Origin of the sequence: Methanoregula sp. (genome assembly GCF_028712425.1) — an archaeon.
Classification (GTDB): Archaea; Halobacteriota; Methanomicrobia; order Methanomicrobiales; family Methanospirillaceae; genus Methanoregula.
The window spans coordinates 22755-48415 of record NZ_JAQTQD010000012.1 but is presented as its reverse complement, the minus strand read 5'-3'; the positions used below and the strand labels follow the sequence as shown (position 1 = coordinate 48415).

33 protein-coding genes and 2 tRNA genes are annotated in these 25661 nt (G+C 58.1%); 6 read left to right on the top strand and 29 right to left on the bottom strand.

Going from position 1 to position 25661, the window contains the following annotated elements:
• Positions 1 to 12 precede the first annotated feature (12 nt).
• From PHF39_RS08085 to PHF39_RS08075, 3 genes are read right to left on the bottom strand one after another with little or no spacing between them, the layout of a single operon-like run.
• Positions 13 to 858, bottom strand: coding sequence for a toast rack family protein (locus tag PHF39_RS08085; protein WP_300222763.1), 846 nt, complete (start codon positions 856 to 858; stop codon positions 13 to 15).
• Positions 855 to 1448 (bottom strand): DUF1700 domain-containing protein, encoded by a 594-nt coding sequence (locus PHF39_RS08080; protein WP_015284539.1) that lies wholly within the window; start codon positions 1446 to 1448, stop codon positions 855 to 857. Before PHF39_RS08080 ends, PHF39_RS08085 begins: the two co-directional genes overlap by 4 nt.
• Positions 1435 to 1761 (bottom strand): PadR family transcriptional regulator, encoded by a 327-nt coding sequence (locus PHF39_RS08075; RefSeq protein ID WP_015284538.1) that lies wholly within the window; start codon positions 1759 to 1761, stop codon positions 1435 to 1437. The genes PHF39_RS08080 and PHF39_RS08075 overlap by 14 nt, the downstream gene beginning before the upstream one ends.
• 396 nt (positions 1762 to 2157) lie before the next feature.
• Here PHF39_RS08075 and PHF39_RS08070 point away from each other — a divergent pair, with 396 nt between their 5' ends.
• On the top strand, positions 2158 to 2742 hold the full coding sequence (locus PHF39_RS08070; protein WP_300222757.1) for a TetR/AcrR family transcriptional regulator: 585 nt from the start codon (positions 2158 to 2160) through the stop codon (positions 2740 to 2742).
• Between the two features lie 63 nt (positions 2743 to 2805).
• Here the strand turns inward: PHF39_RS08070 and PHF39_RS08065 are convergent, their stop codons facing one another.
• From PHF39_RS08065 to PHF39_RS07950, 24 genes are all read right to left on the bottom strand, one after another.
• Positions 2806 to 3732, bottom strand: coding sequence for a cation transporter (locus PHF39_RS08065; RefSeq protein WP_300222754.1), 927 nt, complete (start codon positions 3730 to 3732; stop codon positions 2806 to 2808).
• Between the two features lie 93 nt (positions 3733 to 3825).
• Positions 3826 to 4737 (bottom strand): cation diffusion facilitator family transporter, encoded by a 912-nt coding sequence (locus PHF39_RS08060; protein WP_300222751.1) that lies wholly within the window; start codon positions 4735 to 4737, stop codon positions 3826 to 3828.
• A 145-nt stretch (positions 4738 to 4882) separates the two neighbouring features.
• On the bottom strand, positions 4883 to 6574 hold the full coding sequence (locus tag PHF39_RS08055; RefSeq protein WP_300222748.1) for a glutamate--tRNA ligase: 1692 nt from the start codon (positions 6572 to 6574) through the stop codon (positions 4883 to 4885).
• 1 nt (position 6575) lies between these two features.
• A complete protein-coding gene (locus PHF39_RS08050; protein ID WP_300222746.1) occupies positions 6576 to 7541 on the bottom strand; it encodes a polyprenyl synthetase family protein in 966 nt (321 codons plus the stop codon).
• 12 nt (positions 7542 to 7553) lie between these two features.
• On the bottom strand, positions 7554 to 8891 hold the full coding sequence (locus PHF39_RS08045; protein ID WP_300222743.1) for an RNase J family beta-CASP ribonuclease: 1338 nt from the start codon (positions 8889 to 8891) through the stop codon (positions 7554 to 7556).
• Between the two features lie 89 nt (positions 8892 to 8980).
• Entirely contained in the window at positions 8981 to 10072 is a 1092-nt protein-coding gene (fni, locus tag PHF39_RS08040; protein ID WP_300222740.1) for a type 2 isopentenyl-diphosphate Delta-isomerase, read from the bottom strand.
• 3 nt (positions 10073 to 10075) lie between these two features.
• Positions 10076 to 10831, bottom strand: coding sequence for an isopentenyl phosphate kinase (locus PHF39_RS08035; RefSeq protein WP_300222737.1), 756 nt, complete (start codon positions 10829 to 10831; stop codon positions 10076 to 10078).
• Entirely contained in the window at positions 10824 to 11693 is an 870-nt protein-coding gene (gene mvk / locus PHF39_RS08030; protein ID WP_300222734.1) for a mevalonate kinase, read from the bottom strand. Before mvk ends, PHF39_RS08035 begins: the two co-directional genes overlap by 8 nt.
• A 1-nt stretch (position 11694) precedes the next feature.
• Positions 11695 to 12486, bottom strand: coding sequence for an MEMO1 family protein (locus PHF39_RS08025; RefSeq protein WP_300222731.1), 792 nt, complete (start codon positions 12484 to 12486; stop codon positions 11695 to 11697).
• A gap of 67 nt (positions 12487 to 12553) precedes the next feature.
• Positions 12554 to 13165 (bottom strand): 30S ribosomal protein S2, encoded by a 612-nt coding sequence (rpsB, locus tag PHF39_RS08020; RefSeq protein ID WP_300222728.1) that lies wholly within the window; start codon positions 13163 to 13165, stop codon positions 12554 to 12556.
• Entirely contained in the window at positions 13162 to 14349 is a 1188-nt protein-coding gene (gene eno, locus PHF39_RS08015) for a phosphopyruvate hydratase (RefSeq protein WP_300222726.1), read from the bottom strand. The genes rpsB and eno overlap by 4 nt, the downstream gene beginning before the upstream one ends.
• Positions 14350 to 14360: 11 nt before the next feature.
• Complete coding sequence (locus PHF39_RS08010) at positions 14361 to 14534, bottom strand: DNA-directed RNA polymerase subunit K (protein ID WP_300222723.1); 174 nt, start codon at positions 14532 to 14534, stop codon at positions 14361 to 14363.
• A 45-nt stretch (positions 14535 to 14579) separates the two neighbouring features.
• A tRNA-Pro gene (locus PHF39_RS08005) sits at positions 14580 to 14654 on the bottom strand.
• 27 nt (positions 14655 to 14681) lie between these two features.
• Positions 14682 to 14870, bottom strand: a complete 189-nt coding sequence (locus tag PHF39_RS08000; protein ID WP_015284524.1) for a DNA-directed RNA polymerase subunit N — start codon at positions 14868 to 14870, stop codon at positions 14682 to 14684.
• Positions 14871 to 14900: 30 nt separating this feature from the next.
• Positions 14901 to 15302 (bottom strand): 30S ribosomal protein S9, encoded by a 402-nt coding sequence (locus tag PHF39_RS07995; protein WP_300222716.1) that lies wholly within the window; start codon positions 15300 to 15302, stop codon positions 14901 to 14903.
• A 10-nt stretch (positions 15303 to 15312) separates the two neighbouring features.
• On the bottom strand, positions 15313 to 15741 hold the full coding sequence (locus PHF39_RS07990) for a 50S ribosomal protein L13 (RefSeq protein WP_300222714.1): 429 nt from the start codon (positions 15739 to 15741) through the stop codon (positions 15313 to 15315).
• Positions 15742 to 15748: 7 nt separating this feature from the next.
• Complete coding sequence (locus tag PHF39_RS07985; protein WP_300222711.1) at positions 15749 to 16114, bottom strand: 50S ribosomal protein L18e; 366 nt, start codon at positions 16112 to 16114, stop codon at positions 15749 to 15751.
• The gene (locus PHF39_RS07980) at positions 16111 to 16941 is read right to left on the bottom strand and encodes a DNA-directed RNA polymerase subunit D (protein WP_300222708.1); all 831 of its coding nucleotides are present in this window, start codon (positions 16939 to 16941) and stop codon (positions 16111 to 16113) included. Before PHF39_RS07980 ends, PHF39_RS07985 begins: the two co-directional genes overlap by 4 nt.
• Positions 16941 to 17339, bottom strand: coding sequence for a 30S ribosomal protein S11 (locus PHF39_RS07975; RefSeq protein WP_300222706.1), 399 nt, complete (start codon positions 17337 to 17339; stop codon positions 16941 to 16943). Before PHF39_RS07975 ends, PHF39_RS07980 begins: the two co-directional genes overlap by 1 nt.
• Positions 17340 to 17342: 3 nt before the next feature.
• Entirely contained in the window at positions 17343 to 17942 is a 600-nt protein-coding gene (locus PHF39_RS07970; RefSeq protein ID WP_300222703.1) for a 30S ribosomal protein S4, read from the bottom strand.
• A gap of 2 nt (positions 17943 to 17944) precedes the next feature.
• Positions 17945 to 18406, bottom strand: coding sequence for a 30S ribosomal protein S13 (locus PHF39_RS07965; RefSeq protein ID WP_300222700.1), 462 nt, complete (start codon positions 18404 to 18406; stop codon positions 17945 to 17947).
• Between the two features lie 34 nt (positions 18407 to 18440).
• Positions 18441 to 18525, bottom strand: a tRNA-Ser gene (locus PHF39_RS07960).
• 123 nt (positions 18526 to 18648) lie between these two features.
• Positions 18649 to 19038: a type II toxin-antitoxin system VapC family toxin gene (locus tag PHF39_RS07955; protein WP_300222697.1), complete on the bottom strand. Its 390-nt coding sequence runs from the start codon at positions 19036 to 19038 to the stop codon at positions 18649 to 18651.
• Positions 19038 to 19265: an antitoxin VapB family protein gene (locus PHF39_RS07950; RefSeq protein WP_300222694.1), complete on the bottom strand. Its 228-nt coding sequence runs from the start codon at positions 19263 to 19265 to the stop codon at positions 19038 to 19040. The genes PHF39_RS07955 and PHF39_RS07950 overlap by 1 nt, the downstream gene beginning before the upstream one ends.
• A 215-nt stretch (positions 19266 to 19480) precedes the next feature.
• On the opposite strand from PHF39_RS07950, the gene PHF39_RS07945 reads away from it, so the two are divergent.
• From PHF39_RS07945 to PHF39_RS07925, 5 genes are all read left to right on the top strand, one after another.
• The gene (locus PHF39_RS07945; protein ID WP_300222691.1) at positions 19481 to 20431 is read left to right on the top strand and encodes a hypothetical protein; all 951 of its coding nucleotides are present in this window, start codon (positions 19481 to 19483) and stop codon (positions 20429 to 20431) included.
• Entirely contained in the window at positions 20428 to 21273 is an 846-nt protein-coding gene (locus tag PHF39_RS07940) for a hypothetical protein (protein WP_300222688.1), read from the top strand. Before PHF39_RS07945 ends, PHF39_RS07940 begins: the two co-directional genes overlap by 4 nt.
• Positions 21270 to 22274, top strand: coding sequence for a hypothetical protein (locus PHF39_RS07935; RefSeq protein WP_300222685.1), 1005 nt, complete (start codon positions 21270 to 21272; stop codon positions 22272 to 22274). The genes PHF39_RS07940 and PHF39_RS07935 overlap by 4 nt, the downstream gene beginning before the upstream one ends.
• Positions 22275 to 22454: 180 nt before the next feature.
• Positions 22455 to 22721, top strand: a complete 267-nt coding sequence (locus PHF39_RS07930; RefSeq protein WP_300222682.1) for an AbrB/MazE/SpoVT family DNA-binding domain-containing protein — start codon at positions 22455 to 22457, stop codon at positions 22719 to 22721.
• On the top strand, positions 22715 to 22963 hold the full coding sequence (locus PHF39_RS07925) for a type II toxin-antitoxin system RelE/ParE family toxin (RefSeq protein WP_300222679.1): 249 nt from the start codon (positions 22715 to 22717) through the stop codon (positions 22961 to 22963). The genes PHF39_RS07930 and PHF39_RS07925 overlap by 7 nt, the downstream gene beginning before the upstream one ends.
• Positions 22964 to 23455: 492 nt before the next feature.
• On the opposite strand, the gene PHF39_RS07920 is transcribed toward PHF39_RS07925, so the two are convergent.
• Together PHF39_RS07920 and PHF39_RS07915 are read right to left on the bottom strand one after the other, a co-directional pair.
• Complete coding sequence (locus PHF39_RS07920; RefSeq protein WP_300222676.1) at positions 23456 to 24304, bottom strand: GNAT family N-acetyltransferase; 849 nt, start codon at positions 24302 to 24304, stop codon at positions 23456 to 23458.
• 110 nt (positions 24305 to 24414) lie between these two features.
• Complete coding sequence (locus tag PHF39_RS07915; protein ID WP_300222673.1) at positions 24415 to 25611, bottom strand: MFS transporter; 1197 nt, start codon at positions 25609 to 25611, stop codon at positions 24415 to 24417.
• Between the last annotated feature and the right edge of the window lie 50 nt (positions 25612 to 25661).

The window sequence follows — 25661 nt, the reverse complement described above, 5'->3', positions numbered from 1 at the left end:
TGTGATATTTGATCATAGTGCTTCAAGGCTGATTGAACCAACCCCCTGGTTCAGGGTAATCTCATTGACCGCGATTGCCGGGTTGAACCCCGCTGTTACAAAGATATCGCCGTCCTGTACTAATCCGTTGTTGCTGATCTCGCCGAGGCCGGTCACTGCCCGGATCCGCGTGTTGCTCTCCCGCGGCACCCGGAGGGTAAGGTCGCCGATCCCATTCCGGATCACGGCATCGAACGGTTGGTTCTGGCTCCTGCCAAGGGTGATGGTCGTATCCCCGGCGCCGTTGTGGACGTCCAGGGATCCCAGCGTCATTCCATCGAGGTCGATCCGGCAGTCGCCGGCCCCGACATTCACTTCAAGGTTTACAGGAACCCCGTTGTTTAATGCGATTGTCCAGCTGTTTGGGGAATCCACGGAAAACCATTCCTTTGTCTTATGTCCTTTGTCAGTCAGGGCAACGGTTTTTCGCGACCCGTTGACACTCTGGACCAGTTCAGGCTCCCATTCCGGCACTTTCGAGAAGATCGATGCATCCATCAGCATATCATCCGGTGCACCTCCCTGGACCCGGAGTTCGCCGGCCCCGAGGGTCAGGGCTACATCACCATAGCCGGCACCGTCAAGCGGAACCGTTGTTTTACCGGGCGAGAGGAAAGCGGTATGGCGGAAGGGTGAGAAATCCTGGCCTTTTGACTGCGGGAGCTCGCCCGAGAGGGCAAGGATGCCAAACCCGATAAGAAACGATACGATGGTGATCGCACCAAGCCACAGAACTATGCGGGTTACCCTGGTGCTGCCGATATTCAGGGTATCATGGCTGGAAACCTGCAGTCCCGGTTTTTCTCTGCTGTCAGTCATGCGAGACGCTCCGTTCCGGTGATCACACCGATATTCCACTTGAGATACCGTATCCCGATGTGGTAGAAGAACCGTGCAAGGAAATAATTCCCTATCACGAGCAGCAGGCCGAACGTTGTGATACCGGTCGAGAAGAAAATTCCTGCTGCGGGAGAGAGCCATATCGCAAATACCGGAATACCGGCCAGCTGGAGCAGGGCAAAGATTCCCGCAACCGGCCCGCAGACCATGAATGCAATCCCGACAACGAAGATCACAAACAGCAGCAGTACGAGGAGGATGAATGGGATGAGGACAAACACCAGGTTGAAAAGCCCGAGCCCGAGGGTTGCGAGGACTGCATGGAGGATATTCCGGCAACTCCTGACATCCTCGGCTTTCTTCACCAGGTGGGTGGCACGGATCTCCCGCGCAATATCCTCCGGCGATCCCAGCGAACGGAAGAGATCCTCTTCCGAACGGCCTTCAGTTTTCCCGATCCGGAAATGTTCGGTATAATCAGAGATAATATCGTTCAGTTCCTCGGGGGAAAGAGTGCCCTCTAGCCGGTTCTGTAAGATCCGGACAAATTCCTGTTCATTCTGCAGCATTGTTCTTCCCTTCCAGGAGCGCGTTCACCGATGCACAAAACCGCATCCATTCTTCCTTCTGTTCATGTTCTTCTTTCCTTCCGCTTTCGGTAAGGCGGTAATACTTCCGTGGCGCTCCCCCGGCAGATTCCTGCAGGTACGTGGTGACATGGCCCTCATCCTTCAGGCGGTGCAGGAGCGGGTAGATGGTCCCTTCCGAGATGTCGATCCGTTTCGATATCTCGTTGACGAGTTCATACCCGTAACAGTCCTTGCGGGCCAGAACAGAGAGAACGCATATCTCAAGTACGCCTTTTTTGAACTGGATATTCATGGGATCTCCCTGGTCAGAGTGCATGCCCGCCCCCGGTGCCGGAGCCCCGGGGACAGATACAGAGGGTAGTGGTGCCGGGCCTGCACATGTTTTGTGTTTGGCACAGTATCTTGCGTTGCAAGGTACTTACCACTATTGAGAATGCCACATATATAATTCAATCGCTTTTATTCTCTTTGAACAGCGGAACAGGTCACCTCCCTTTGATGGCACAGTCATATGGATCCAGACCATACCTGTATGATCTGCCGCACCCTGATTAGGCGCAGAATCACCTGTACAAAAGTGCATTACCCACAAGTATTAACCTTACCATGGGTAAGTTATTCATACCCATAGTAATGAGAACCGGGCGGTATTGTTTTCCCTGCCCGCGCAGGAACATATTGGTACGTTATGCCACGCATTATTGGTGAATACCGTGATGACGTCAAAAAGAAGATCATCCGGACCGCGTTCACCCATTTTCTCGAAAAAGGATACCATGGCACAACCATGGGCTCGATCGCGGAGAGCCTCGGCGTTACGAAACCCGCACTGTACCAGTATTTCCCCGGAAAGGAAGACCTGTTTGCCGCAGTTGCCGAACTGGCGCGCGACGAATTCAAGGGAACGCTCGAACGGTCATATGCCGGCCGTGACCTGAAGGCAGGCAGTGCCGCACTGTTCGATGCTCTCTTGCACTATGTCCCGCAGTTCAACAGCATGTATGCCGAGATGCTCCTCCTTGCAACCCGGAACGAGCGCATCCGGGCCGTGCTCGTCCAGGACCGGAGAGAGGATATCTGGGTGATCGAGCGGTTCATCCGCCGCCAGCAGGAGACCGGCCTTGTCTCGCGCGACCTCGATCCGCGGGTCCTTGCCCTTGCCTGCGATGCACTGGCAAACGGCCTTCTCATGGATGTCCTGATGGGCATGGACAAGGACGAGGCAAAGGCGGTCTGGATTGCTGCCATAACGCAGCTCACCCGCACTGCATAAGGGCCCGTCACCTTCGCAGACATACCGTATCCGGTTCCACAGTCCCCACTACGTGCCGCAGGATTACCGCCGTTTTGGTATCACAAAGACCTCGCTCCCCGGAATCTCTGCCTCAAGAGATTGCTTTAAGGAGTCGATGAAATCCTGCACATCCCCCATTTTCTGGTCTGGATCGAATCCAAGGAAGATCTCGATGTAGATCCTGCTGCCTGAGCGGCGGGACCGTACGCCATGGAACTCATGGTACCTGTCATACGATGTCGCGAGGTGCCGGAGGATGACAATCTGGAGCTCTTCGCACAGGGTCTTGTCGAAGATATCCGGAAGGGATGAAGATATCTCCCGGTACCCGGCGAGGATGAGGAAACCGATGATAATGAACGAGGCTGCCGGGTCGATGTAGACCGAGAGGGCGTGGTTGCCAAGCAGGAACGAGAGCACCAGGGCCAGAAGGACCGAGACATCGGCAAAGGCCTTGGCCCTCCGGAGCCGCCACTGGGACTCCATGATCGGCGACGGATCGTGCAGGGAGACGCGGTAGTTCTTCTGCCAGAGGTAGGTATCGATGATTGCGGTGACCAGCATGAGCGGGATACCGATCATGGCTCCCTCAATGCCGACCGGTTCCGGATTATAGATCCTGGTCAGTGCTGAATAGGTGATGATGAGGATCGAGACCATCATGACCGCACCCGTGATGAACCGGGTGGACGTCTCGAACTTGCCCATACCGTAATCGTAGCAGAACCGGTCACCCCTCCGCATCCGGATGAGGATGAGAAGCGCAAAGAACGTGGCAAGGATCTCGTTGCCGCATTTCATCACATCGGCAAAGAGGGTAATGGACCCGGAGAGGACAAACGCGATGATCTCCGGGATCCAGAGCAGGATGTCAAATCCGAGACTGGCCGCGACCGTCTTATGCTTTTCTGCCGCCGCTTCCCCGCCATTGGCATCTCCCCCGCAATATGCGGGACTGCTGCCTGCCATATCCATCCATTATTGATCAGGATTACTATTTAGGATTACACTCTGCAATGCAAAAACGGGCGTCAGGCAACTGGTTGGACAGGGATATGCTCATTATTCGTGGCTCAGGACAACCGAGACAACACTTCCCGCAATCTGGTTCTCCAGCGTGCGCTTGAGTGTAGTGGCAAACTCCTGGACGTCTCCCATCTTCTGCTCCGGGTCAAACCCAAGGAAGATCTCGATATAGATCCGGCTCCCGGACCGGCGCGAACGTACCCCATGGAACTCGTCGTACTTGTCGAACGAACCCGAGAGTACCTTTAGGATGACCAGCTGGAGCTCCTCGTCAAGGGTTTTGTCAAAGAGATCGGGAAGCGATGAGGAGAATTCACGGTACCCGGCAAAGAGGAGGAACCCGATGATGATGAACGAGACAACCGGGTCGATATAATGCGCCCATTCGTACTGGATACAGATGACCGAGAGCGTGAGGGCGAAGAGCAGCAGGAGGTTGGAGAACGTCTTGGCCCTCCGCAGGCGCCACTGGGACTCCATAATCGGAGAGGGATCTTCCAGTGAACGGCGGTGATAGGTATGCCAGTGGTGGTAATCGGCGATGCTTGCGATGATCATGAGCGGGATACCGATATAGGCGGCGACCATCTCGAACGCTTCCGGATGCAGGATGCGGTGGATAGTGAAGAGGACGAGGATGAGGATGGAAATCCCCATTACACTGCCAGTGATGATCCGTGTCAGGGTCTCGAACTTCCCCATACCGTAATCGTAGGTGAATTTCCCCCCGGCCTTCATCCTCCGGATGATCAGGAGGGCAAAGAGCGTGGCCAGTACCTCGTTTGCATACTTGAAGACATCGGAAAGGAGCGCGGCCGATCCCGAGAGGATGACAGCAACAGTCTCAGGGATGAGGATAAGGAAGTCGATACAGAGGCTGTGGAAGACCAGCTTCTCGCGGGACTCTTTGAATTCTCCTTTCTTGCTGGCGCTCATGATTTCCGGCATGTACGTCTTGAATGATGGGATGTAAAAGGGGAAAAAGGTGAGGGCTGCTCTCTTCGTATCTTCCTACCGGGGAACCTGCGTTTGATAGTACTCACCCGGGAGAGGGGCCGCCCCCCAACAATGAGTCATCAATTGGAAAAAAGAGTTATTTATGCGTCCAGTATGCCACGACACCGTCTGGAGAAACAGCATCGACCTTCACAAAACCGACCCGCTCGAACTGGATGACCTTGCCGGCCTCTCCTTTCACCGCGGGCTCGCAGGCCCCCTTCACCTCGCCTTCCTGTGTGAGAAGCGTGCAGGGCATAGTCGCCTGCGCAGGCAGCCACTGGATGATCCGGGCTTTTGCGGCACGGGCTTCAGCAAGCGAGTCCCCGCCATAGGAGAAGGAGGGGGTGTCGCCGTTCCACGCGATCTTCACGTTGAAGAGGTCCTTTAACCGGAGCATCGCGGTGCCGGGCACCAGCTCCGCCTTCGGGATGAGCACGGTGCCGGTGAATTCCAGCGTCCGCTTTCCCCTCGCCTCGTCCGACGGGTGGAGGAGCGCATGAGCTGTATGCGGCTCTGCTCCCTCGATCTTCGCCTCGACCGGATCGGGGACGAAGAAGTACCGGTTTGCTGTCGGGTCAACGAGTTTCTTGTTCTCCGCGTAGAGGTTATCCCACGAAAACGAAATGTCAACGTCACCGATCCCGATGGCGATCATTGCATTCTTCACCGCTTCAGGCAGGATACCGCGCCGGGCAAGGGCCCGCATGGTGCCAAGCCGGATATCGTCCCAGCCAGAATAGAGCCCTTCCTTAATCCCGGCGCGCATCTGCGATGTCGAGAGGACAACGCCCTCGATCCCCATGCGACCGTAGTGCCGGTACACCGGCTGCTGCCAGCCAAAGTGGTCGTAGATGTACTTCTGCCGGCGGGTGTTGGCGATATGGTCCTTGCCCCGGATCACGTGCGTGACGCCGAGCAGGTGGTCATCTGCAACCACCGAGAAGTTCATCAGAGGGTACACGTGCGCCTTCACCTTCGGGTGCGGGGGTGCATCGAGGATCCGGAACGCGGGGAAGTCCCGCATGGCCGGGTCAGGGTGGGAAAGGTCAGTCTTGATCCGGACCGAGGCCTCGCCCTCTTTGAAGGTGTGGTCGAGCATCTTCTGCCAGAGCTCAAGGTTCTTCTCAACCGGGTTCCCGCGGCAGGGGCAGGCCGTCTTGTCAGCTTTGAGCTCCTTGAACACCTCATTGTCGCAGGTGCAGACATACGCCCCGCCGTTCTCGATCAGCTGTTTGCAGAGATCATAGTATATCGGGAGACGGTCGCTCTGCGTGACGACTTCGGTGATGCCAAGGCCGAGCCACCTGATATCTTCCTGCACGGTCTGGTATGCTTCCGGGTCAACGCGTTTCGGGTCGGTGTCCTCGATCCGGAGGATATAGCGGCCGCCATACTGCTTCACGTAGGCATCGTTGAGCGCTGCTGCACGGGCGTGCCCGATATGGAGCGGGCCGGAGGGATTCGGGGCAAACCGCATCACAACGTCGTTTTCTGCACCTTCGAGTTCCGGGAGCACCTTCTTCTTCTCGTGCTTCCCAGACATCGCCGTGATCCTCTCCGGTGCACGGGCCTGGAGGGTTGCAACCCGTTCTTCCGGCGAGAGCTTCGCGACTTCGGCAATGGCGTCCTTTGCCAGTGCCGAGACTTCCTTGGCCCGGCTCCTGAGCTCCGGGTGGGCGCCCATCACCATGCCGATGACCGCACCGGCCTGGGGCACGCCGCCATGCTTCACCGCGTTCTGCAGTGCGCACAGGAAGAGTGCCTCTTTGGGATCGTCCCCGGCCATCCTAGTAACTCCGGGTAACGAAGAACTCGCTGATGTCCATTAAGAGCTGCCGCTCCTTTGACGCGGGGAGGAGACCGAGGTGCCGGTTGCTGTCCTTCACGAGATCGGCGGCAATCTGTTTCACTTCAGGGATTACCCCGGATTCGGTCAGTTCCCGGATGGCCTCGTCGATATCAGCCTTCGAGAGCTCGCGCTGGTACTTCTGCAGGTCAAGGCCCTTCTCACGTGCCTTGATCATGATAAGCGTCTGCTTGCCCTCGCGGAGGTCGGATGCCTGGTTCTTCCCGCTCTTCTCGGAGGGTGTGAGAAGATCGATGAGATCGTCCTGGATCTGGAAGGCGATACCGGTGTTGAGACCGAAGTTATACAGGGCTTTCACCTGCACGCCGTTCCCGCCGGCAAGGACGGCACCGATACCGGCTGCAGCGGCATAGAGGACACCAGTCTTCTTCCTCACCATCTCCATGTACTCGCCTTCCGTGACATCGTCCCGGTGCTCGAACGACATGTCCTGGTGCTGCCCCTCGCAGATATCGGCGCAGGCGCGGGCGAGCATGTTGATGGCCTTCACCTTGGCATCGTCCTTTGCGGTGACGAGCGAGATGTGCTCGAATGCCCGGGAATAGAGGACATCGCCGGCAAGGATTCCCGTCGGCATATCCCACTTCGTGTGCACGGTCTGGACACCGCGCCTCAGGCTGTCATCGTCCATGATGTCGTCATGGATGAGCGTGAAGGTGTGGGTCACCTCAAGGGCGAGAGCCGCCTGCATGATGTCATCCGAGCTGCCAGGTTTCACCGCGTCAGCCGCAAGCATGACAACGGCAGGGCGGAGACGCTTGCCCCCGGCTGCAAGGAGGTGGGCGGATGCCTTGTTCAGTTCGCCGGCTTTGTCGACATAGTAACGGTCGATCATGTGATCGATCTGCTCTGCGACCGATTTCAGATACGGTGAAAGTTCTGACATTGTTGTTCCCCGTTAATTGATTTTGACCCTCTGGCCGTTCCTCAGGAGATGGACAGTCGAATGGGCTGTATACCCGAGCTCTCCGGCAAACTGGGTATAGTCTGCCGTCATTGTCAGGCTCCCGTGCGCCGGGATGACATGCTGCGGCTGCAGGAGCTGCAGGAACTCATAGTGGTCCTCGCGGTACCCGTGCCCGCTGACATGGAGATCCTCGAAGATCCGCACGCCGAGCATCTTCAGCCGGGCCTCGACCATGTACCGCTGGCCGTGGTTCATCGGGTTCGGGATGACGTTTGCCGAGAAGATGACCTTGTCGCCTTTGCCGAGCAGGTAGGGGGTGTCCCCCGTTGCCATCCGTGTGAGGATGGAGCCCGGTTCTCCCTGGTGCCCGGTGACAATAGGAAGGAACTTGTCTTTCCCGGCCTTCATCATGCGGCGCAGGGTGCGGTCTACCGTCCGCCGGTTGCCAAAGACGCTCGTGGTCTCCGGGAACGAGACCAGCTTCATCTGCTCGGCGGTGACAGCGTACTTCTCCATCGAGCGGCCAAGGAGGACCGGTTTCCTGCCGATCTCGCGGGCGCACTCCGCGATCGTCTTGACACGCGAGATATGTGACGAGAACGTGGAGACAACGAGTGCATTCTTGTCGTCCTCGTAACTGGTGATGGTGTCCCGGACCATGTCGCGGGCAATCCGCTCGCTCGGGCAGCGTCCTTTCCTCGCAATGTTCGTACACTCAACGATCAGGGCAAGCACACCTTCCTTCCCGATCTGGCGGAAGCGGGCGAAGTCCGGCGGTTCGCCGATGACCGGTGTCCGGTCCAGCTTGAAATCCAGCGCGTACACGATCGCACCGTGCGGGGTGTGGAGCACCGGTGTCACCGTGTCGATGATGGAGTGCTGGTTCCGGACAAACTCGAGCACCAGGTTCTGGGAGAGCGTGTACCGCTGCCCCGACTTGAGCGCAAAGAGCTTGTTGTTCACGCCAAATTTCTGCTCGCCCGAGATCTGCTGCCGGATCAGTTCCGTGGTATAGGGTGTTGCGATGATCGGGGCATTGTACCGGTGGGCAAGCTTCGGGATTGCCCCGATGTGGTCGAGGTGCCCGTGGGAGCAGACAATCGCCTTGACGGTCCCCTCGATCCCGTTCATCAGGGTATCGTCCGGGATCGCCTTGATCCTGATGAGATCCAGCGAGTGCATGTTCTCCAGTTCCGCATCCTCGTGGATCATCACCTGGTCGAGGCGGAGCCCCATGTCGAAAATGACAATTTCCTTTCCGCAGCGGACAGCGGTCATGTTCCGCCCGACCTCGTCGTATCCGCCCACTGCGATGATTTCTATATCCATTCTTTGTATCTCCTGGTGTTTCGCCTGCGGGTCTTTTTAGTAAAAACCCCCGTTGCCGGCGTTCTGGTTTCTTTTTTATTGGCCTTGCGTTACCGCTTGATCCATGCCGGATTATCCTTGTCGATCATCTGGCGCGTGCGGCCCGTGAGATGGACCGGTGCTTTCCTGAGATCTGCGACCCGTGCCGAGCCTGTCAGGAACATCGCAACGGTCAGTTCCCGGTGTATGGCTTCAATGGCATGCTCCAGCGCTGCATCGCTCTCCATGGCCGGTTTCAGCAGGGGGAGCGCCATGCCGCAGAGGTCTGCACCGAATGCAAGACCCTTTGCAACATCGAGCCCGCTCCGCACGCCGCCGGATGCGATGACCGGTCCCCCGGTAGCCAGCACTTCGGCAAGGCTTACCACGGTCGGGATACCCCAATTGGCAAAGTCCTGCCCGAGGGTGAGGAGCGCCTTGTCCCGTGCGCTCCTGCCTTTCCCGGCCCGGACCGCCTCGACAGCGGCCCAGGACGTCCCGCCCCAGCCGCCGATATCGATAGCCCCGGCGCCGGCACCCCAGCATTTCCGTGCGGTGGCTGCCGAGATCCCGCACCCGGTCTCCTTGATGATGACCGGGGTCTTGAAGTCACGGCAGAGTTCTGCGATTGCCGCAAAACAGCCCACGGCATTGTGGTCGCCTTCCGGCTGGATTGCTTCCTGCAGGAAGTTGAGGTGGATGGCAAGCGCATCCGCTTCGATCATCTCAACGGCCTTCTCCGCCCATTCAATCCCGTGGTCGCGGAGCTGGACTGCCCCAAGGTTCGCAACAAGGAACGCATGCGGCGCTTCGTCGCGGACAACCAAGAACGTGTCCGCAAGGTCTTCGTTCTCGAGGGCTGCACGCTGGGAGCCTACGCCCATCCCCAGCCCGAACTTTTCTGCCGCCCGGGCGAGCCGGGCATTCACGTCCTTTGTACCGGGATGACCGCCGGTCATCGCCGATATGAAGAGAGGGGAGGAAAGGGTGTGGCCGAGGAACCGGGCAGACAGGTCGATTGCTTCCATGTCGCACTCCGGCAGGGCATTGTGCACAAACCGGATATCGTTGAACCCGGCATCCCCGCACTCGACATCCTCTTCTGCGCAGATCCGCAGGTGGTCAAGTTTCCGCGAGGACGTCAGCTTCACCGCATCGTTCATTCCTTACTCTCCTCTTACGCTCGTCCCGCCATGGTCGGACCCTGCAAGAAAGTCCGCCACCCGCGAGACATGGAATATGTCCGAGCCCGTCCCCGCGTCCGCGAGGCCGAGCAGCTCTTCAATTTTCCCTCTCATTCCACCGGTGACATCGGTATGCATCGAGTCGCCGATCTGGAGATCCATAACGGTGCGCCGGGTGATCTCCGGCACAACGCGTCCTCCATCCAGCACTCCCGGTACATCGGTGGCGAGCCCGACACGGCTGATCCTGAGAGCAGCCGCGAGGTATCGCACGAGCTGGTCGCCCGATACGATACAGGCACCCCGGGAGAGGTCCATCACCACGTCGCCATGGATCACGGGGACCATCCCCAGCGTCAGCATTTTTTCGAGATGACGGCATTCGAACGCAACGAGCCTTCCCTTGTCTGCCACACCCACGTGGAGCGGGTGGACACCGATTGCACGAACGCCCTTCTCGCGGAGGGCGGATACGACCTCGGCATTCAGCCCGCTGACCACACGGTGCGTGACATAGATACCTTCGGTTTCCCCAAAAACGGCCCCTTTGTCAAGGTGGTACCGCTTTGCTTCCGGGTGTCCGCAGGAACCGGCACCATGAATGATGACCGTCCCTTCCGTCCTTACCGCCGCAACTGCCGCGGCAATGGTGGCAAGGCTCTCACGGTTGATTGCGCAGTCGGCGCTCTTATCAGTAAGTATGCTCCCGCCGAGTTTTAAAAGTACCCTGTCAGACATTCTTCTCCTTTCGCACGCCTTCCGTATCGATAGCGGTCACGATAGCCCGGCCATCGCAGGACTCGATTGCCTTTGCCACGCGGTGCTTGAGCTGCTTGGGGCAGAGGGCCACCATGCTCCCGCCCCCACCGGCCCCCGTGATCTTCGCGCCGAACGCCCCTGCCTGGCGGGAAGCAAGGATCATCTTTGCCAGCTGCGGGTGCCCGACGCCAAGAACTTCGAGAAGCGAGTTGTTCATGTTCATGTACCGCCCAAGCTCGCGGGGATTGCTCAGCTGGTGGATGGCACTCATGCTGACGGCCTGGATCGCATCGAGGACCGGATCAACAATCTCCGGGTGCCTCTTTTTAAGATCGGCCACCTGCTCGACCATCCGCGAGGTGCTGTGGGAGACAAGCGAGTCGCCGATAACAAGGTGCATGTTCTGCGGGGGGAGCCGCCGCCGCGAGCCGCCCGTGATGAGGACAATCCCGCCATAGGTCGATACCGTAGTGTCCGTGGGGCTCGCCCGCCCCTTCTGCACGGTCTTCTCGATCTCGAACGCCATGTTGGCGATCTCCTCGCGGGTTTTGTTCAGGTTGAACTCGTCGTTGATGGCCGCAAGCGTTGCGACCGTGACCGCCGCAGAGGACCCAAGGCCCGAGGAGCTCGGGATCTGGGAGTTGATGTACACGCTCCCGATAACGCCCATCTGCTCAAAGCAGTTGTCAATATAGGGGGACTTTGCCCGCGAGGGCCGCTTTGTATCGCGGACAGTGACGAACACGCGGGGCCGGATTGCCATGGCTATGCCCATCTTACCGTATACCACCGCATGCTCGCCGAACAGGAAGACCTTGCCCGGCGCACTCCATGTCGCCAACCTAGATCACCGCAATGCTGGCATAGCCCACGACAGACTGATAGTCGCCCGTTGTCTCACCGCTTGTCGCGTACCGGATCAGCTCCGCAGCTTTTGCACCCATGCCGGTGCAGGCCGTCACCATGGCGGTGATGGGGCCATAGCCGCAGGCTGTGATCCGCTTCTCCGCGATCCGCCGGTAGAATTCCTTTGTGTCAAGGCTCCTGAGCGCATCGATTGCAAAGAGGTCCTCCTCCTTTGCCTTCTTCTCGGGCACGTAGTGCGAGAAGTCGCTCGAAGCAACAATCCGGACGTCGCGCTTTGTCCTGTGGATTGCATCGAGGATCTTCTCCCCAAGCCGTACCGCTCCCGGGTAGTCCTGCTGCCCCATCATCACCGGCGCGATCCGCGCCCGGGGGAAGCGGTACTTGATGAACGGCACCTGGACCTCGAGTGAGTGCTCGTCCCGGTGGGAAAGTTCATCAGTCTCAATGTCAAGGGCCCGCACAAACTCCTCATCCGTGTCCACGACACCAAGCGGCGTCTCCCACGGGACCTCGGAAACGCAGGTGATATACCCGCGGTGTGACGGCCCGATGATGACAAAAGTGCCGGAGAAGTCGGAGGGAATGGCGCCAAAGGCGGTTGCTGCCACATGGCCTGAATAGATGTACCCGGCGTGGGGTGAGACGATGCCGAGCGGCCTTCCTGCCACGGTTGGAACTGCCGAGAAGAACTTCTCCAGCAGCTGTTCGAGGTGGGAAGGCTCACGCGGATAGAACATGCCAGCCACTGCGCATGCACGCATCTTCATCGCATCAACCCTCTGGTTCTCCTGTTATATCCAGATATCGGTTGCAGGAAAAAAGAAAAGACCGGGGTTAGAAGTCGCTCTCGAAGTCTTCGGGGGTGAGCGCCGTGGAGATACCGCGGAGCCGGAGCATCTCGCGGGTTAAGAGGAAGTAGATCATCGAGAGTGCCTTGCGACCCTTGTTGTTGGTGGGGATGACGAGGTCCACGAACTTGGTCATGTTGTTGGTATCGCAGAGTGCAAGGACGGGAATCCCGCACTGGACTGCCTCGTTGATGACCTGCGCGTCGCCGATCGGGTCGGTGATGACGATGACCTGCGGCTCGATGTAATCCTCAAGGACGGGGTTTGTCAGGAGGCCCGGGATGAACCGGCCGGTTGCCGACATGGCGCCGATGGTGTCGGCGAACTTCTTGGCCGGGTACTGGCCGTACTGCCGGGAAGTGACGACGAGGATGTTCGGGGCCTCGTACTGGTTTAAGAACTTCGCGGCGGTCTTGATCCGGTTGTCGGTCTCGCGGATGTCGAGAATGTAGAGGCCATCGCCGCGGACGCGGTAGATGAACTTCTTCATGTCCTCGCTCTTCTGCTGGGTGCCGATGTGGACGCCGGCTGCGAGGTACTCCTCGACGGGGATGAGCGGTTCTTTCAGTTCAATTTCCATTTCTGTTGCTTGGGTCATAGCTGTTCCTCGATGCGTATCAGTTCGTTTAATTTTGCAATGCGCTCCCCGCCGACAATCCCGCACTTTAAGAACACGCAGGAGAATGCAGTGGCAAGGTGGGCGATGGTGGTATCGGTGGTCTCGCCGGACCGGTGGCTCATCACCGTGTCCAGGCCGTTCCGGTGGGCGAGCTGCACCGCTTCGAAGGTGTCGGTAAGGGTGCCCACCTGGTTGGGCTTGATAAGGACGCAGTTTGCGGCATCGCGCTCGATGCCCTGCTGGATGCGCTCGACCTGCGTGACGAAGAGATCGTCACCGCAGACCAGGCAGCGGTCGCCAACCTGGTTGTTGAGCTCCGCGAACGCATCGAAATCGTCCTCATGGAGGGGATCTTCCACGTAGACAAGGTTGTACTTGTCCACGAGTTCTGCGATATAGGCAACCTGGTCTTCGGTCGAGCGCTTGGTTTTCCGGTACTGGTACTCCTTCCCGTTCCACATCTGGCTCGACGCGACATCAAGGCCGATATCAACCGAGACTTTCATCTCGTCAGCGACTATTCCGGCCGCTTCGGCAATGAGCTCAAATGCGAGGGCATCGTCAATCTGCGGCGCCCATGCACCCTCATCACCCTTGCCGGCGGCAATACCTTTCTTCTTCAAAAGCGCCTTCACCGTGCGGTGGACGGCAGCATTTGCAAAGACTGCCTCTTCTGCGTCTGCCGCGTCCCCGGGGACGATGAGGAACTCCTGGATCTCGGTCGAGTTGGTGGCATGCGCCCCTCCCCCGATGACGTTCCCGAGCGGGAGCGGGATCTCCCTGGCAAACGCGCCGCCAAGGTAGCGGAAGAGCGGCATGCCCATCGAAGATGCTGCCGCCTTTGCGTTTGCAAGCGAGAGGGCAACGGCGATGTTCGCGCCGATCTCCGTGAAGTCAGCGGTGCCATCGATATCCCGGAGCTGCTCGTCAAAGCTCTCCTGGTCCAGCGCGTCCATTCCGATGAGCGCCGGGATCACGTTCTGCAGGGCGTTGTCTACCGCTTCCACAGGTGGCTTAACCTTTGCCTCAAGCGAACCGGTGCTGGCGCCGCTCGGGGCAGCCGATCTCCCGTGGCCGCTTCCCGTGTACACGTCTGCCTCGACCGTCGGGTTTCCCCGGCTGTCAAGGATCGTCCGCAGCTCGATTACCTCAATGATGGTCATGGCCCGCTCTCCTACTTCCTCTTTACGGTAATGGGGATGGTGTTGTTGTTGAATTCCTCGATGGCGATCTCCAGCGGATCGATCCGTGTCGTGGTGATAAGTAACGGAGCACCCATTGATATCTGCAGAGCCCTTGCTCCAATGATCCTTGCCCGTTCATACCGGGTATAGTTCTGCGTCTGCATTCGTGTCCTCAAATCAGGTGTTATGGTCTTCTTTAATGATTGAAATGGGGTCGCTGAGATTCGAACTCAGGTCACTGCGTCCCGAACGCAATAGGATGGTCCAGGCTACCCTACGACCCCGCGTTCATACTTTCGTCATTCTCCTGCTTACTGGTACGGGTTGAGTTCATCGATGATCTCTTTGTGCGTCAGGAGCATCCGGCGGCAGCAGTACCGCGAAATATTGAGATCGTCGAGGATCTTCTTGGGATCCTCGCCTTTCTCTTTCCTGACCCGGAACTCTTCCCATGCTGTGGAGATCGGTTTCCCACAGGTGAAACATCGTACGGGTATCAAGATATCTGACCTCTCATCATATCTTCTGGTTCAGCGATAAGACTTTTGGAACTTTGCGCGGGCACCAGGGCCGTGCGGCTTCTTGGCTTCTTTCTGCCGGGAATCGTTGACAAGGAGCGTCCTGTCATATTCCAGGTAGATGTCCTTCATCGCGGGGTCGTTGTGCCACTTGATGATGCCCCGGGCGAGTGCTGTCCGGACCGCTTCTGCCTGGCCCATGACACCGCCGCCGGCAACATCGATGGTGACATCGATGCCGTTGACTGCATTGGGGACGAGGAGGAGCGGCTCGGAGATCTTCATCCGGGTTGTGATGTTTCCGTACGCATCAAGGGGGACGGAGTTGACCCGGATGACGCCCTTGCCGGCCTTTAAGGTCGCACGGGCGATTGCCGTCTTGCGTTTTCCGCTTGTGTTGATGATCTTAACCATAATGGCCACCTTAGAACTTTGCTCCGAGGAACGTGCTGACTGCGCCGAGCGTGACGTGGCTCGGGTTGTTCAGGCGGTTCATGTGCGCTTCCTCGATCACTTCCATCTCCTTGCCGGCGAGGTCGGCGGGGACCCCGACATAGCACCTGATGGACTTCATTGCCTCGACGCCCCGGGGGCGCTTGTACGGGAGCATGCCGCGGATGGTCCTCTTCATGAGGTGGTCGGGCCGGCGCGGGACAAACGGTCCCCAGTGGGAGCCGGATGCACCGCGTTCGCGCTTGTGCTTGTAGTTCCCGAGGACCCGGGCCCTGCTGCCGGAGATCACGACGTTCTCGACATTGACAATCGCGATCTCTTCACCGGCAAGGCTGCGCTGTGCTACGATACTTGCCAGGCGCCCGAGAAGCAGGCCGTCTCCATTGATTACGGTTACCATGTCTTCTTCACCTCAGGATCCGGACACCGCTGCCTTTGGGGTTGTCCCTGATGAGCTGTTCAATGGTCATGCACTGCCCTTTCGCGTCCTTGATCTTGCTTGTCGCCGACGCCGAAAAGTTCAGCGCTGCGACCTTGACGGACTGCTCCAGCACGCCGCTCCCGAGCACCTTGCCCGGGACGATGATCGTCTCGCCGTTCTGGGCGTACCGGTTGATCTTGGACAGGTTGACCTCGGCATAGTTCCGGTTCGGGGTCTCGAGCCTGCTAGCAATCTCGCGCCAGATCTTCGCCTCGTTCTCGCGGGACTTGTTCTTCAGGAGCGAGATGAGGGTGGTAAGACGGGGGTTCGTCTTCTCGATAACTCTTGTCATTTCTTTTCATCCCCTGATAATTCGCCAAGCTGTTGATCCAGCTCGTCTGCCTGCTCCCTGATATACGACAGGGCACGGTTCATGATCTCTTTTGCCGGCAGGGAACCGTCGCTCTCGACCACGAAGATAAAACGGTCGGGTTCGGCGGATATTTGTATTGCCGGCTCCTCCCCGATGCCGCTCGCAAGGCATGCCCGTTCGCAGAGCCTGCACATGGAGCATTCGGGGAGCTTTCCTTCTGCAACCTGGACCTTCTTTCCCTTTGCAACGAGGATGTCGCGGGGGCACTCCTCGATGCACATGCCGCAGGCGTCGCAGACGTCGCTGACCGTGATGACGGGGTGGTTCTTGTACCCGCATACGAGCGTTGACTGATACTTTGCGTGCACCTTTCCCGTGTTGAGGATGGCACGTGCCTCGATGACGAGTTTCTGCCCTTTCGTGAGTTTCACGATCGGGATGTTGTCATACACCGGTGCTGCGCCGGGGTCCTGCGGGATGAGGTCACTGGAGGTGACCATCCGGGGGCCCTCAACACTGAGGGTGTAGGTGGCCGTGCAGCCGGGGCAGCCTGCCCCTCCGCACGAGCATGTGTCCTGGGTCGAGTAGACCGAGAGGTCGGTCTTTAAGGGGATGAGCCCGAGGCGGTGTGCCAGCATCTCGTCGAAGAGTGCGCTCGTGTTGTCGTAGATGCGCACATCCTCGATGGCGAGGGTTGGCACTTCACCGATCATTGCCCGCCGCAACGCGTTGGCAAAGGCGGGGCTCGCTCCCGAGAGCGTGAATCGTGCGAGGGAGTCGTCCAGACTGGCGAATTCGATCTCCATCACACTCTCCTTCCACGCCGTCCGCCCTTCGAGCGGCAGGAGTCGTGGGGGACTGGGGTGACATCTTCAATTCGGCCGATGCGCATGCCGGCACGGGCAAGGGCACGGATGGCTGCCTGTGCGCCGGGGCCGGGGCTGCGCTGCTTGCCCTGGCCGGGTGCGCGGACCCTGACGTGGACGCCGACGATGCCCTTCTCGCGGGCGGTCTGCGCAACGTTGCTGGCCATCTGCATTGCGGCGTAGGGCGAGCTCTCGTTCCTGTCCTGCTTGACGACCATCCCGCCGCTCGACTTGGTCACGGTTTCTGCGCCGGACAGGTCGGTGATGGTGATGATCGTGTTATTGAAGGACGCAAAGATGTGGGCTATGCCCCACTTTTCCTTTTCGTTTGCTGCCATGGATTACCTCCTCCCCCGTCCACGGAAGTGGCCTTCGGGCTGGGGCATTGCCTTGGGTGCAGTCGCGGGCTTCATGATCCGGGTCTTCTCCGCGTGGGAGTCGGACACGAACGGGGACTTGCCGAAGTAGGCGATCTGGGATTCCTCGGTCCTCTTGACAAGGTACCCGGGGATGTTGACCCGCCGGCCTTCAATGGCAATGTGACCGTGGGTGATCAGCTGCCGTGCCTGCTTGAGCGACCGGGCGAGACCTTTGCGGTAGACAATGGTCTGGAGCCTGCGTTCGAGCGGGGCCTGGACCTTGAGCGAGAGGATTGCATCGATGTCCGCGTCGGGCCCGAGAATCCCGTTCCTCTGGAGGGAAGAGATCAGTTCGGCCTTCTTGGTCTCGAAGAGCGCAGCATCGGAAGCGCCCGAGCTGAGGGCGAGCAGGTGGCGGGCACCGGTCCGGTACTTGCGCAGGTAGGCCTGTGCCTTCCAGACCTCGCGCTTGTTGCGGAGACCGTATTCGATGACGAGACGGGTCTCGGCCTCGATACGGACTTTCTCCCACGGGCGCTTGGGCGTCTGGTAAGACTTGTAGTTCTTGCCTGGGTATCCCATGATTATGAGCCTCCGGCAGACTTACGCTTGACACCTACAGTCGATCCGGTCCTGCCGGTGGACTTGGTGCGCTGGCCGCGGACCTTCTGGCCGGTCTCGTGGCGGATGCCACGGTAGCAGCGGATCTTCCTCATCAGGTTGACGTCCTCTTCCCGGGCCATTGCGACATCGCCGCCGAAGAGGTGCTTCTGCTCGCCGGTGTAGATGTCCTTGGGGCGGTTCGCCATCCAGGACGGGATCTTGCTGTTGTATTGTTCGACAACTGTGCGGAGGCGGTTAACGGACGCCTCGTCCATGCGGCCGAGTTGTGCGTACTCGTCGACCTTTGCCATGCGGGTGATGACCGTCGCGGTATGCCTGCCGACACCCTTGATGCCGGTGAGAGCAACCCTCACGGACTTGGTACCGTCGAGATCCGTGGTACCAACCCTAACGAAATACTTTATCTCTTCTTCCTGAGCCATCCAATCCCCTCGATCGTGAGATTTTCTCTTTAAGCGCTGAGGGAGGGATTTGAACCCTCGAGTCCTTTCGGGACACAGGTTTAGCAAACCTGCGCCATACCAGGCTTGGCTACCTCAACAGAGGAATCTCGCATCTTTGCAGACACTCGCAGCGTAAACATAACGCTGCTCCATGAATGGTGCTTTATTATATGGTGGGGGAGGGGTAATAAGTGTTTTGCACTCTGGTCGGCTCATCGCATTCAATACGTGATGACCTTCAGTTCCGGCACCTTCTCAAAATGCCGGTCGCGGGTGATAATCTCGCCATCATGACAAAGAGTCATTGCCCCAATGACTTCATCAAAATCACCGAGAGGGTTTCCCGAAAGGCATAACCCGGCTGAAAGCCTGCCGAATACCGGATACATCATCTCATCGAAAGGGAGTATCGTGAACAAGGCAAGGATCTGCTCAGCTTTTTCCACATTCTGCGGGTTCTTTGAGATGTATGCTCCTTTGAACAATTCCATCGCAGTGATGACAGTAGTGGAGAGCGCAATACCCTGCGTTTCATATCCACGGTAGACGCTGAGCGCGGCAGGATTGCGCCTCATCATGTCAACCAGAAACGATGTATCAGCTACCGGCATCAGAACTCAACCTTACGGAGCTTCGCCTTTCGCATCTCACGTGAGACCTTCTCAACGGAATCCGCAAGATCGGTACAGTCTCCAATCTCTTTGAGCACTTCAGACAGTTTCTTCCGCTTCGGGTAATGCTTCACGATCACATCGGAGAAGCTCGTCTTCTCATCGGTCTTGAGACTCTTCAGCCTCTCGTACGCCTCCTCCGTGATACTGATGGTCTTCGTTGCCATGATCAAGTCTGTGTATGTATGTGTATTTAATTGTGGTTACGTGACAGGAATCCGGTGAGATCATCCTTACTTCCGGAGGGATATGTGAGGGTCACCGGATGGCCGGCTCCGCCTCTTGTAATAAATCTGTATATTATGGCAGAAAAGAGAGATAATATTTATTAAATAATCTTGCAATATATCCTGTATCGTCATAGAACCCGGGAGTTCAGCCAGTGTTTGCAAAACCCCTCCACGCCCTCATCATCATCGCTATCGGGATCCCTGCAGGAATACTGGTCGCCATGGCAGTCGTGCCCGGGACGCCAAATGACATATCCGTGCCGGGACTCGAAGCCCCGCACTCGTTTCCCCCGCTCCCAAAGGATCCGCTCCCGCTTGAAGACAGGCTCAATTCAACACCCCTTCTCCTTTATGCTCCGGTCGGGGGATTTTCCGGCCCGCTGTACTGGGTAGGGGGTCCGGATACCATCACGTACAATTACACATTCTATTCCCGAGGATTTGGTCCGGGAAATGTCACTCTCACGGTCACCGAAGTCGCCATGCCCCTGAGTACTGAACTGGTCAGTCCCTCGCCGGGCATCGGGACCCGGATTAACCCGGACCATTTCGCCATCAACCCTACTGACGTGGTCACCGTACCGTTCACGGTTTCTATCCTCCCGGAAGGGTTCCGTCATAATACCACAACCCGAACGTTCCGGATCCATGCGGAAACGGATTTCATGCCGAATGCTGTGGCCGATGACTGGATCCAGATACGGATGGGAGATATGCCGGTCAGCTGGGTTGGTTACCAGACACGGCCGGAGTTTGATCGCCACGACATTGCAATCCGGAAAGGAGACCGTTGGTCAGGGAACCTGACGCTCCACCTGGGCGAACGGGAGACCGGGCCCGTCCGGGTCTGGTTTAAGGAGCTGGACTGCGACACCATGGAGATGTCATCGCTTGACACTCCGCAGCCACGGAGTGCGGGGTGGCCCGGGATATCCGTCTCACCAGATCAATTTACCGGGAGAAGTTACGGGAACTATAATCTCACAACTGTCATTGATACCGATTCTCCCCGGGTTGCTCCCGGTTCGTACTGTTACGGCACCACTATCGAAACCCCGAACGGACAGACCAGTTTCTCCTTTAAGGTCAGGGTAACGTCATGAAGACCCGGGAAACGATCCTTGCCGGCACAGGGCTCGTGGTTGCAGTCCTCCTTGCAGGCTGCATGGTTCTGGGACTGGAAATGACCGGCATCGCAGACAGCGGGTACTTCAGGCCACCGGCCCCGGACAATGCCCTTTCCCCTGCAGCTCTGCCCGAGGATAACGAGTCCATCGCCCTGGATTGCCCGTTGCCGCAGTCCCCGGCAACCGTACCGCAGTACCGCGTTGTCTCGCTCGACCGGAATTCAATGGATTCCGGTACTGCCCTGACGGTGAAGAGCGCGATCCCGTCTGTTGAGGATGCGCCCGCTCTTGCAGAGAAAGCCCTGGCCGCTTACGGGGGGCTGCCTGAAGGTGCCGTGCGTGAGAAGACCGAACAGGTCTTCCTGAACCAGTACAACCTGGCGACCGGTATGACCGAAGAACGTTTCCCCCAGTACACGCTGGTCACGTACCGGCAGTACGTCAACAACACCCCCGTTATGAACACGGGGATCTCGGTCGAACTGGGGGAAGAGGGGGAACTTGTCGGCCTCTCCGGGCAGTGGAGCGTCCTGGAACCAAACGGCACAAACCCGATCATTGCTCCTGATGCGGCCCTCCGGAAACTCCGGGATGGCGATCTGCTCCGGAAGCCCCAGTGCTGTATGGATGGCAGCAGGATCGTGCAGGTCGGAACGGGATACTATATTCTGGAAGGTACGCATGATCCCCCTCCGCCGGCCCGGGTAATCACGCAGGATGCCTGCATCCCGGTCTGGGCTTTTTATGTGGTGAAACCGGGGGCCGAAACCGAGCCCTTCCCGCTGCTGGTCGATGCCCGCGATGGTGAACAACGATGAACAATGATGAAATGAACACCGGACAAAACGACAAAACCGGGGATGCCGGCACGGTTCATCCTCCTGTACGGAAGAAGAGCACCCCGGTTCTCCTTACGGTATGCATCTGCATTATCCTTGTGGGATCTGCTGTCCTGCTCTATGGTCCTGAGCTCAGGCTGCCTGTCGGCACCTGCGGGGCAGATACGATTACAATGACCTTTACCAGCACGGTCGTCCCGACCTATACGGAGAGCCTGCTGCATGAATTCGGCGAAGCCGAGCCGGATCCCGCTCCCGCGATACCGCCGATGCTGGACTACCCGCCGAAAAAAGATGTTATCGATACGCTCCTTGCCCGGGCACAGGTTGTGGGCGGTGAACGATCTGTTATCGGGATGTTTGAGTTCCCGGACACCCGTCTCATCCTTGTCACGACCGGTTCGAACGTTACCGAAGTCCTTGCGGATAATGAGAGCATACGGACCTATACCCTTATTCCCCGCTATGTCGGGAGCCGGAACAGCAGGACTTCCTTGAGCAGAGAAGATGCCCTGGCCCTGCATCCCCGGGACCGCACCTATATTTCTTTGACTGAGAGTAACGATACGATCCAGCGCATCGATCTTGTCCTGCCGGTGACGGGAGACACGACGGTCCCGCTCTATTGGGTAAACAAGACAAGGACCGATACATTCCATTCCGTGGAAGGTGCGGAAGTCTTCTCGGTAACAACAACCGGGACATTCTACATCATCTACGGTGAGCAGGTAGAAAGCGTGACCTACGGTTCCGCAGTCAGCCATGATCCCGAGTGGAAGGTCTGTTCCGAGAAGATCGGATTTACCCGTAACGGAATGAACGGGGAACTGCGCAATACTGTGAAATTTGCCCGGTCTTCGGAACGCGTGCTTGTCGCGTACCTTGCCATTACCAGCCCCTTCCTTCAGGTTACTGAAGGGAACATGGGAAGCAGTATAAGCCAGTGGGATTCCCGCGACAGCTCCGGGTGCAGTTGCTGAAAACAGGTGGCAGACCATGAAACGAGATTCCCCCACCGGATACACTATCGCTGGCTGTCCTCGAAGGCACCATACAATCTATGGCCACGAATATTTCACGAATCTCGATCACGGGGCAGTAAGATGAGAGCCATACAAATCCTGATAAGGTCTCAAGTAAGACATATCTTACATATCATTATGGATGTCGCAATCACCACGATGAGTTCCAAGGGCCAGGTCGTCATTCCGGCATCGATGCGGGCCGACCTGCCTGAGGGCGAGAAGCTGCTCATCATTAGGGAGGGCGAGCGGATTATCCTAAAACCGCTCGCGGATCTCGAACCGTCACTGCGGGACGATATCGTCTTTGCAGAGAAGACGGAGGCTGCACTCCAGGAATACAAAAAAGGTTCATTCCGGAAGATGAAATCCGGCGACTTCATCGATGAGATGAAGTCATGGTGAGCGTTGCCTACCACCCGCACTTTGAGAAGATCCTCCGCAAGATCAGGGATGCCGGGCTCAAGGAGCGGGTGAAGCAGCAGATCCTCAGAATTGTTGAGGATCCTTTCGTGGGAAAACCCATGCGATACTACCGCAGGCAGACCCGGGAAGTCTACATCCCCCCGTTCCGGTTATCCTGCTGCTACGACCGGGGCGATGACACCATTGTATTTCTTGCGCTCTATCACAAAGACGAGCAATAATTCTTTTTGTCTGTTCCTTTATCTCCAGCTCTCATTCACCCAGTGAATTATTATAACCATTAATCATCTGGTGATCGCACACAGGGGGGTCGGGCAGGGGAAATTTTCTTTTTCCCAAACCGCGTTTACAAAAAATTTTTCCGGAATTCCACATTGCCAGGTGCAGAAAAACCAGCCCTCACTATGCTATCAACACAAGGAATTTGCGTCAGAAAAGGTATCGCCCTTTCAGCAGGATCGAACGTTACTGCCCGCTGAGAATCCCGCATGGAAAAAAAAATTTCACGCCATTTTTTCCGGCGCCAAAATTTTTTCCCCTGCCCGACCCCCCTTTTTGCAGTTACTAAAACTACCATAATTTCCAGTAGAAAACACGACGGATTTCCCTGAATATTTCTTCCATTGGAACTGAAGGGGGGTCGGGCAGGGGAACCCATCAAATCGACCGGTCGAACGCGATGAAAAATAATTCTGGAAAAAAAAGAGCCGGCCTTACCCCAGCTCAAACGTTGTCACGCCAAAGATCTCATCCAGCGGAAGCGGGACGGGATCCTTTGTGGAATAGAGCCGGGCCGTGAAGAAGACAGCATTCATGCCCCGGTCCTTCACCAGTGCGACAGCGGATTCGTTCGGTACCGGAATATCAAGGAAAAACGGTTCATCGGGGATACCTGCCCGGAGCCCGTCAAGGATCATCTCGGCGGTGGCCCGGTCCCGTGCAAAGAGCGGCCCGATCTTGTACCCGGGCTGGCAGGGCCTCCGCACCCCGTACCCGATAATTTCCTCGTCCCCATTCAGCCGCGCAAGCCCGGAATGGCCGGGCTGGCTGATCCAGTGCTCGAGGAAACGTTCGCGGCGGGCGGGGAAGTGGGCAGCATCGAAGTCGGCAAGAGACCGGAAGTCAACGTCGCGGACCGGCACGAGCCCGGCCGGCATCCTTCCCCCGCCTTTCCCCTCGTACCGGGCATTGTTGTAATGCATGAAAAAGCCCATCCGCTGCTGGTATTTCTCCACCATGGCGACCACGCCATCGATGCCAACGACCCGGGAACCGGCATGGCGCATCGCATGCCGGCACAGCTGTTTCCCGATGCCCTGCTCGCGGTACGTGTTGTCCACGATATAGAACCCGCCAAATGAGAAGCGATCATTGTAGTTGACAACCGATGCCGTGCCTACGATCTTCCCGTCCGCCTCTGCACAGAAGAATCCTTCCGGGTCCAGTGGCCAGAAGCACTCGGCATCCCGCTGCCCGGGATTCCAGCCTTCGCGCGCAGCCCATGCAACCGCCGTGCCAACCTCTTCTTTTGTCATTGTGCGGAACGTTACATCCTCTGGCAAGCAACCATCCTCTCCCACAACATGCGTACCAAAACTACATACAGGTGACGGATTGCCATGCACTGGCCTTTGGATCCCTCCCCCGGAATGGTGTCAGATCCCTGGACAGGTCATGGGGTATGGCGATCCATTACCAGCCACAGCAGGACCGGCAGTGCGGCGGCCTGCAGCAGCACCATGAATCCTGCAGCATAGAATGGGTTTACCATATACAGGGCGCCAATCGCCATGCTCCCGGCGAACCATGCACCGCCATAGATGGTGTTGAAGATACCGTAGGCAAAACCGCGCTCGCCCATGGCAGTGAGGTCTGCAACAGCAGCGCGGAGGACGGTCTCCTGCATACCCATCGAAATACCCCACAGTACAGCCCCTGCAAGTGCCACAGGGTATGAGGGGGAGAACGCAACGAGGGCTATCAGGATGCCGGTAACCGGGACGAGAGTGAGGACGCTGATACCGTACCGGTCATATGCCTTGCCGATCGCCAGGGCGGCTACCGCATCGACACCCATGGCAATGGCATAGAAGAGCGGGATCTCCGCATCCGGAATGATACCAAGTGCCTTGTAATGGAAGGCGAGGAGCGGGAAGACAACGAACCCGGCCATGGTCAGGGCCGTGAAAACAGCATAGAGCCGGAGCCGGCGGTTCTTTCCCGCTTTTGTATCCTGCGTCCGTGGCGCCCGGACACCTGCCTCGAACGCCAGCGGATCGGGCATACTCTTCCAGGCAGCGGCGAGCGCGATAACAAGGAGGATAAACGGGATGGCAAGCAGGGCAAAGCCTCCCCGGTATTCCCCCCCGGCCGCCAGCGCCGCAACGAAAAGGAGCGGCCCGGCCACGGCGCCAATCTGGTCAAGGGCCTCGTGGAGGCCGAACCCCCAGCCCCTCCCGATCGATGTCGTTGCATGGGAGAGGATGGCGTCCTTTGCCGGGGAGCGGACTGCTTTCCCGATCCGCTCGGCGATCAGGAGGCAGGCCGCGATCTCCCAGCTGCCGGCAAGGACGAGGAGGGGGATTGCACCAATTAGCAGGTAGCCGGCAAAAACAAAGATCCAGTACTGCCGTGTCTTGTCTGCGAGATAGCCGGTCGCGATCCGGATCGCATACCCGACAAACTCGCCAAACCCGGCAATGAACGAGACCGTGAAGGCCGATGCACCCAGGACGAGCAGGAAAGGCCCGGCAACGCTCCGGCCCCCTTCATATACCACGTCCCCGAGGGCCGCAATGATGCCGAAGATGAGGACAAGACGATATGCCTGGACCCGCTGTTCCGGTCTTCCCGTCTCGTCGGGTGTCATAGAGGAATTATCCGTACCTGTTCCTCATAATGCCTTTTAAAAAAAAGGGG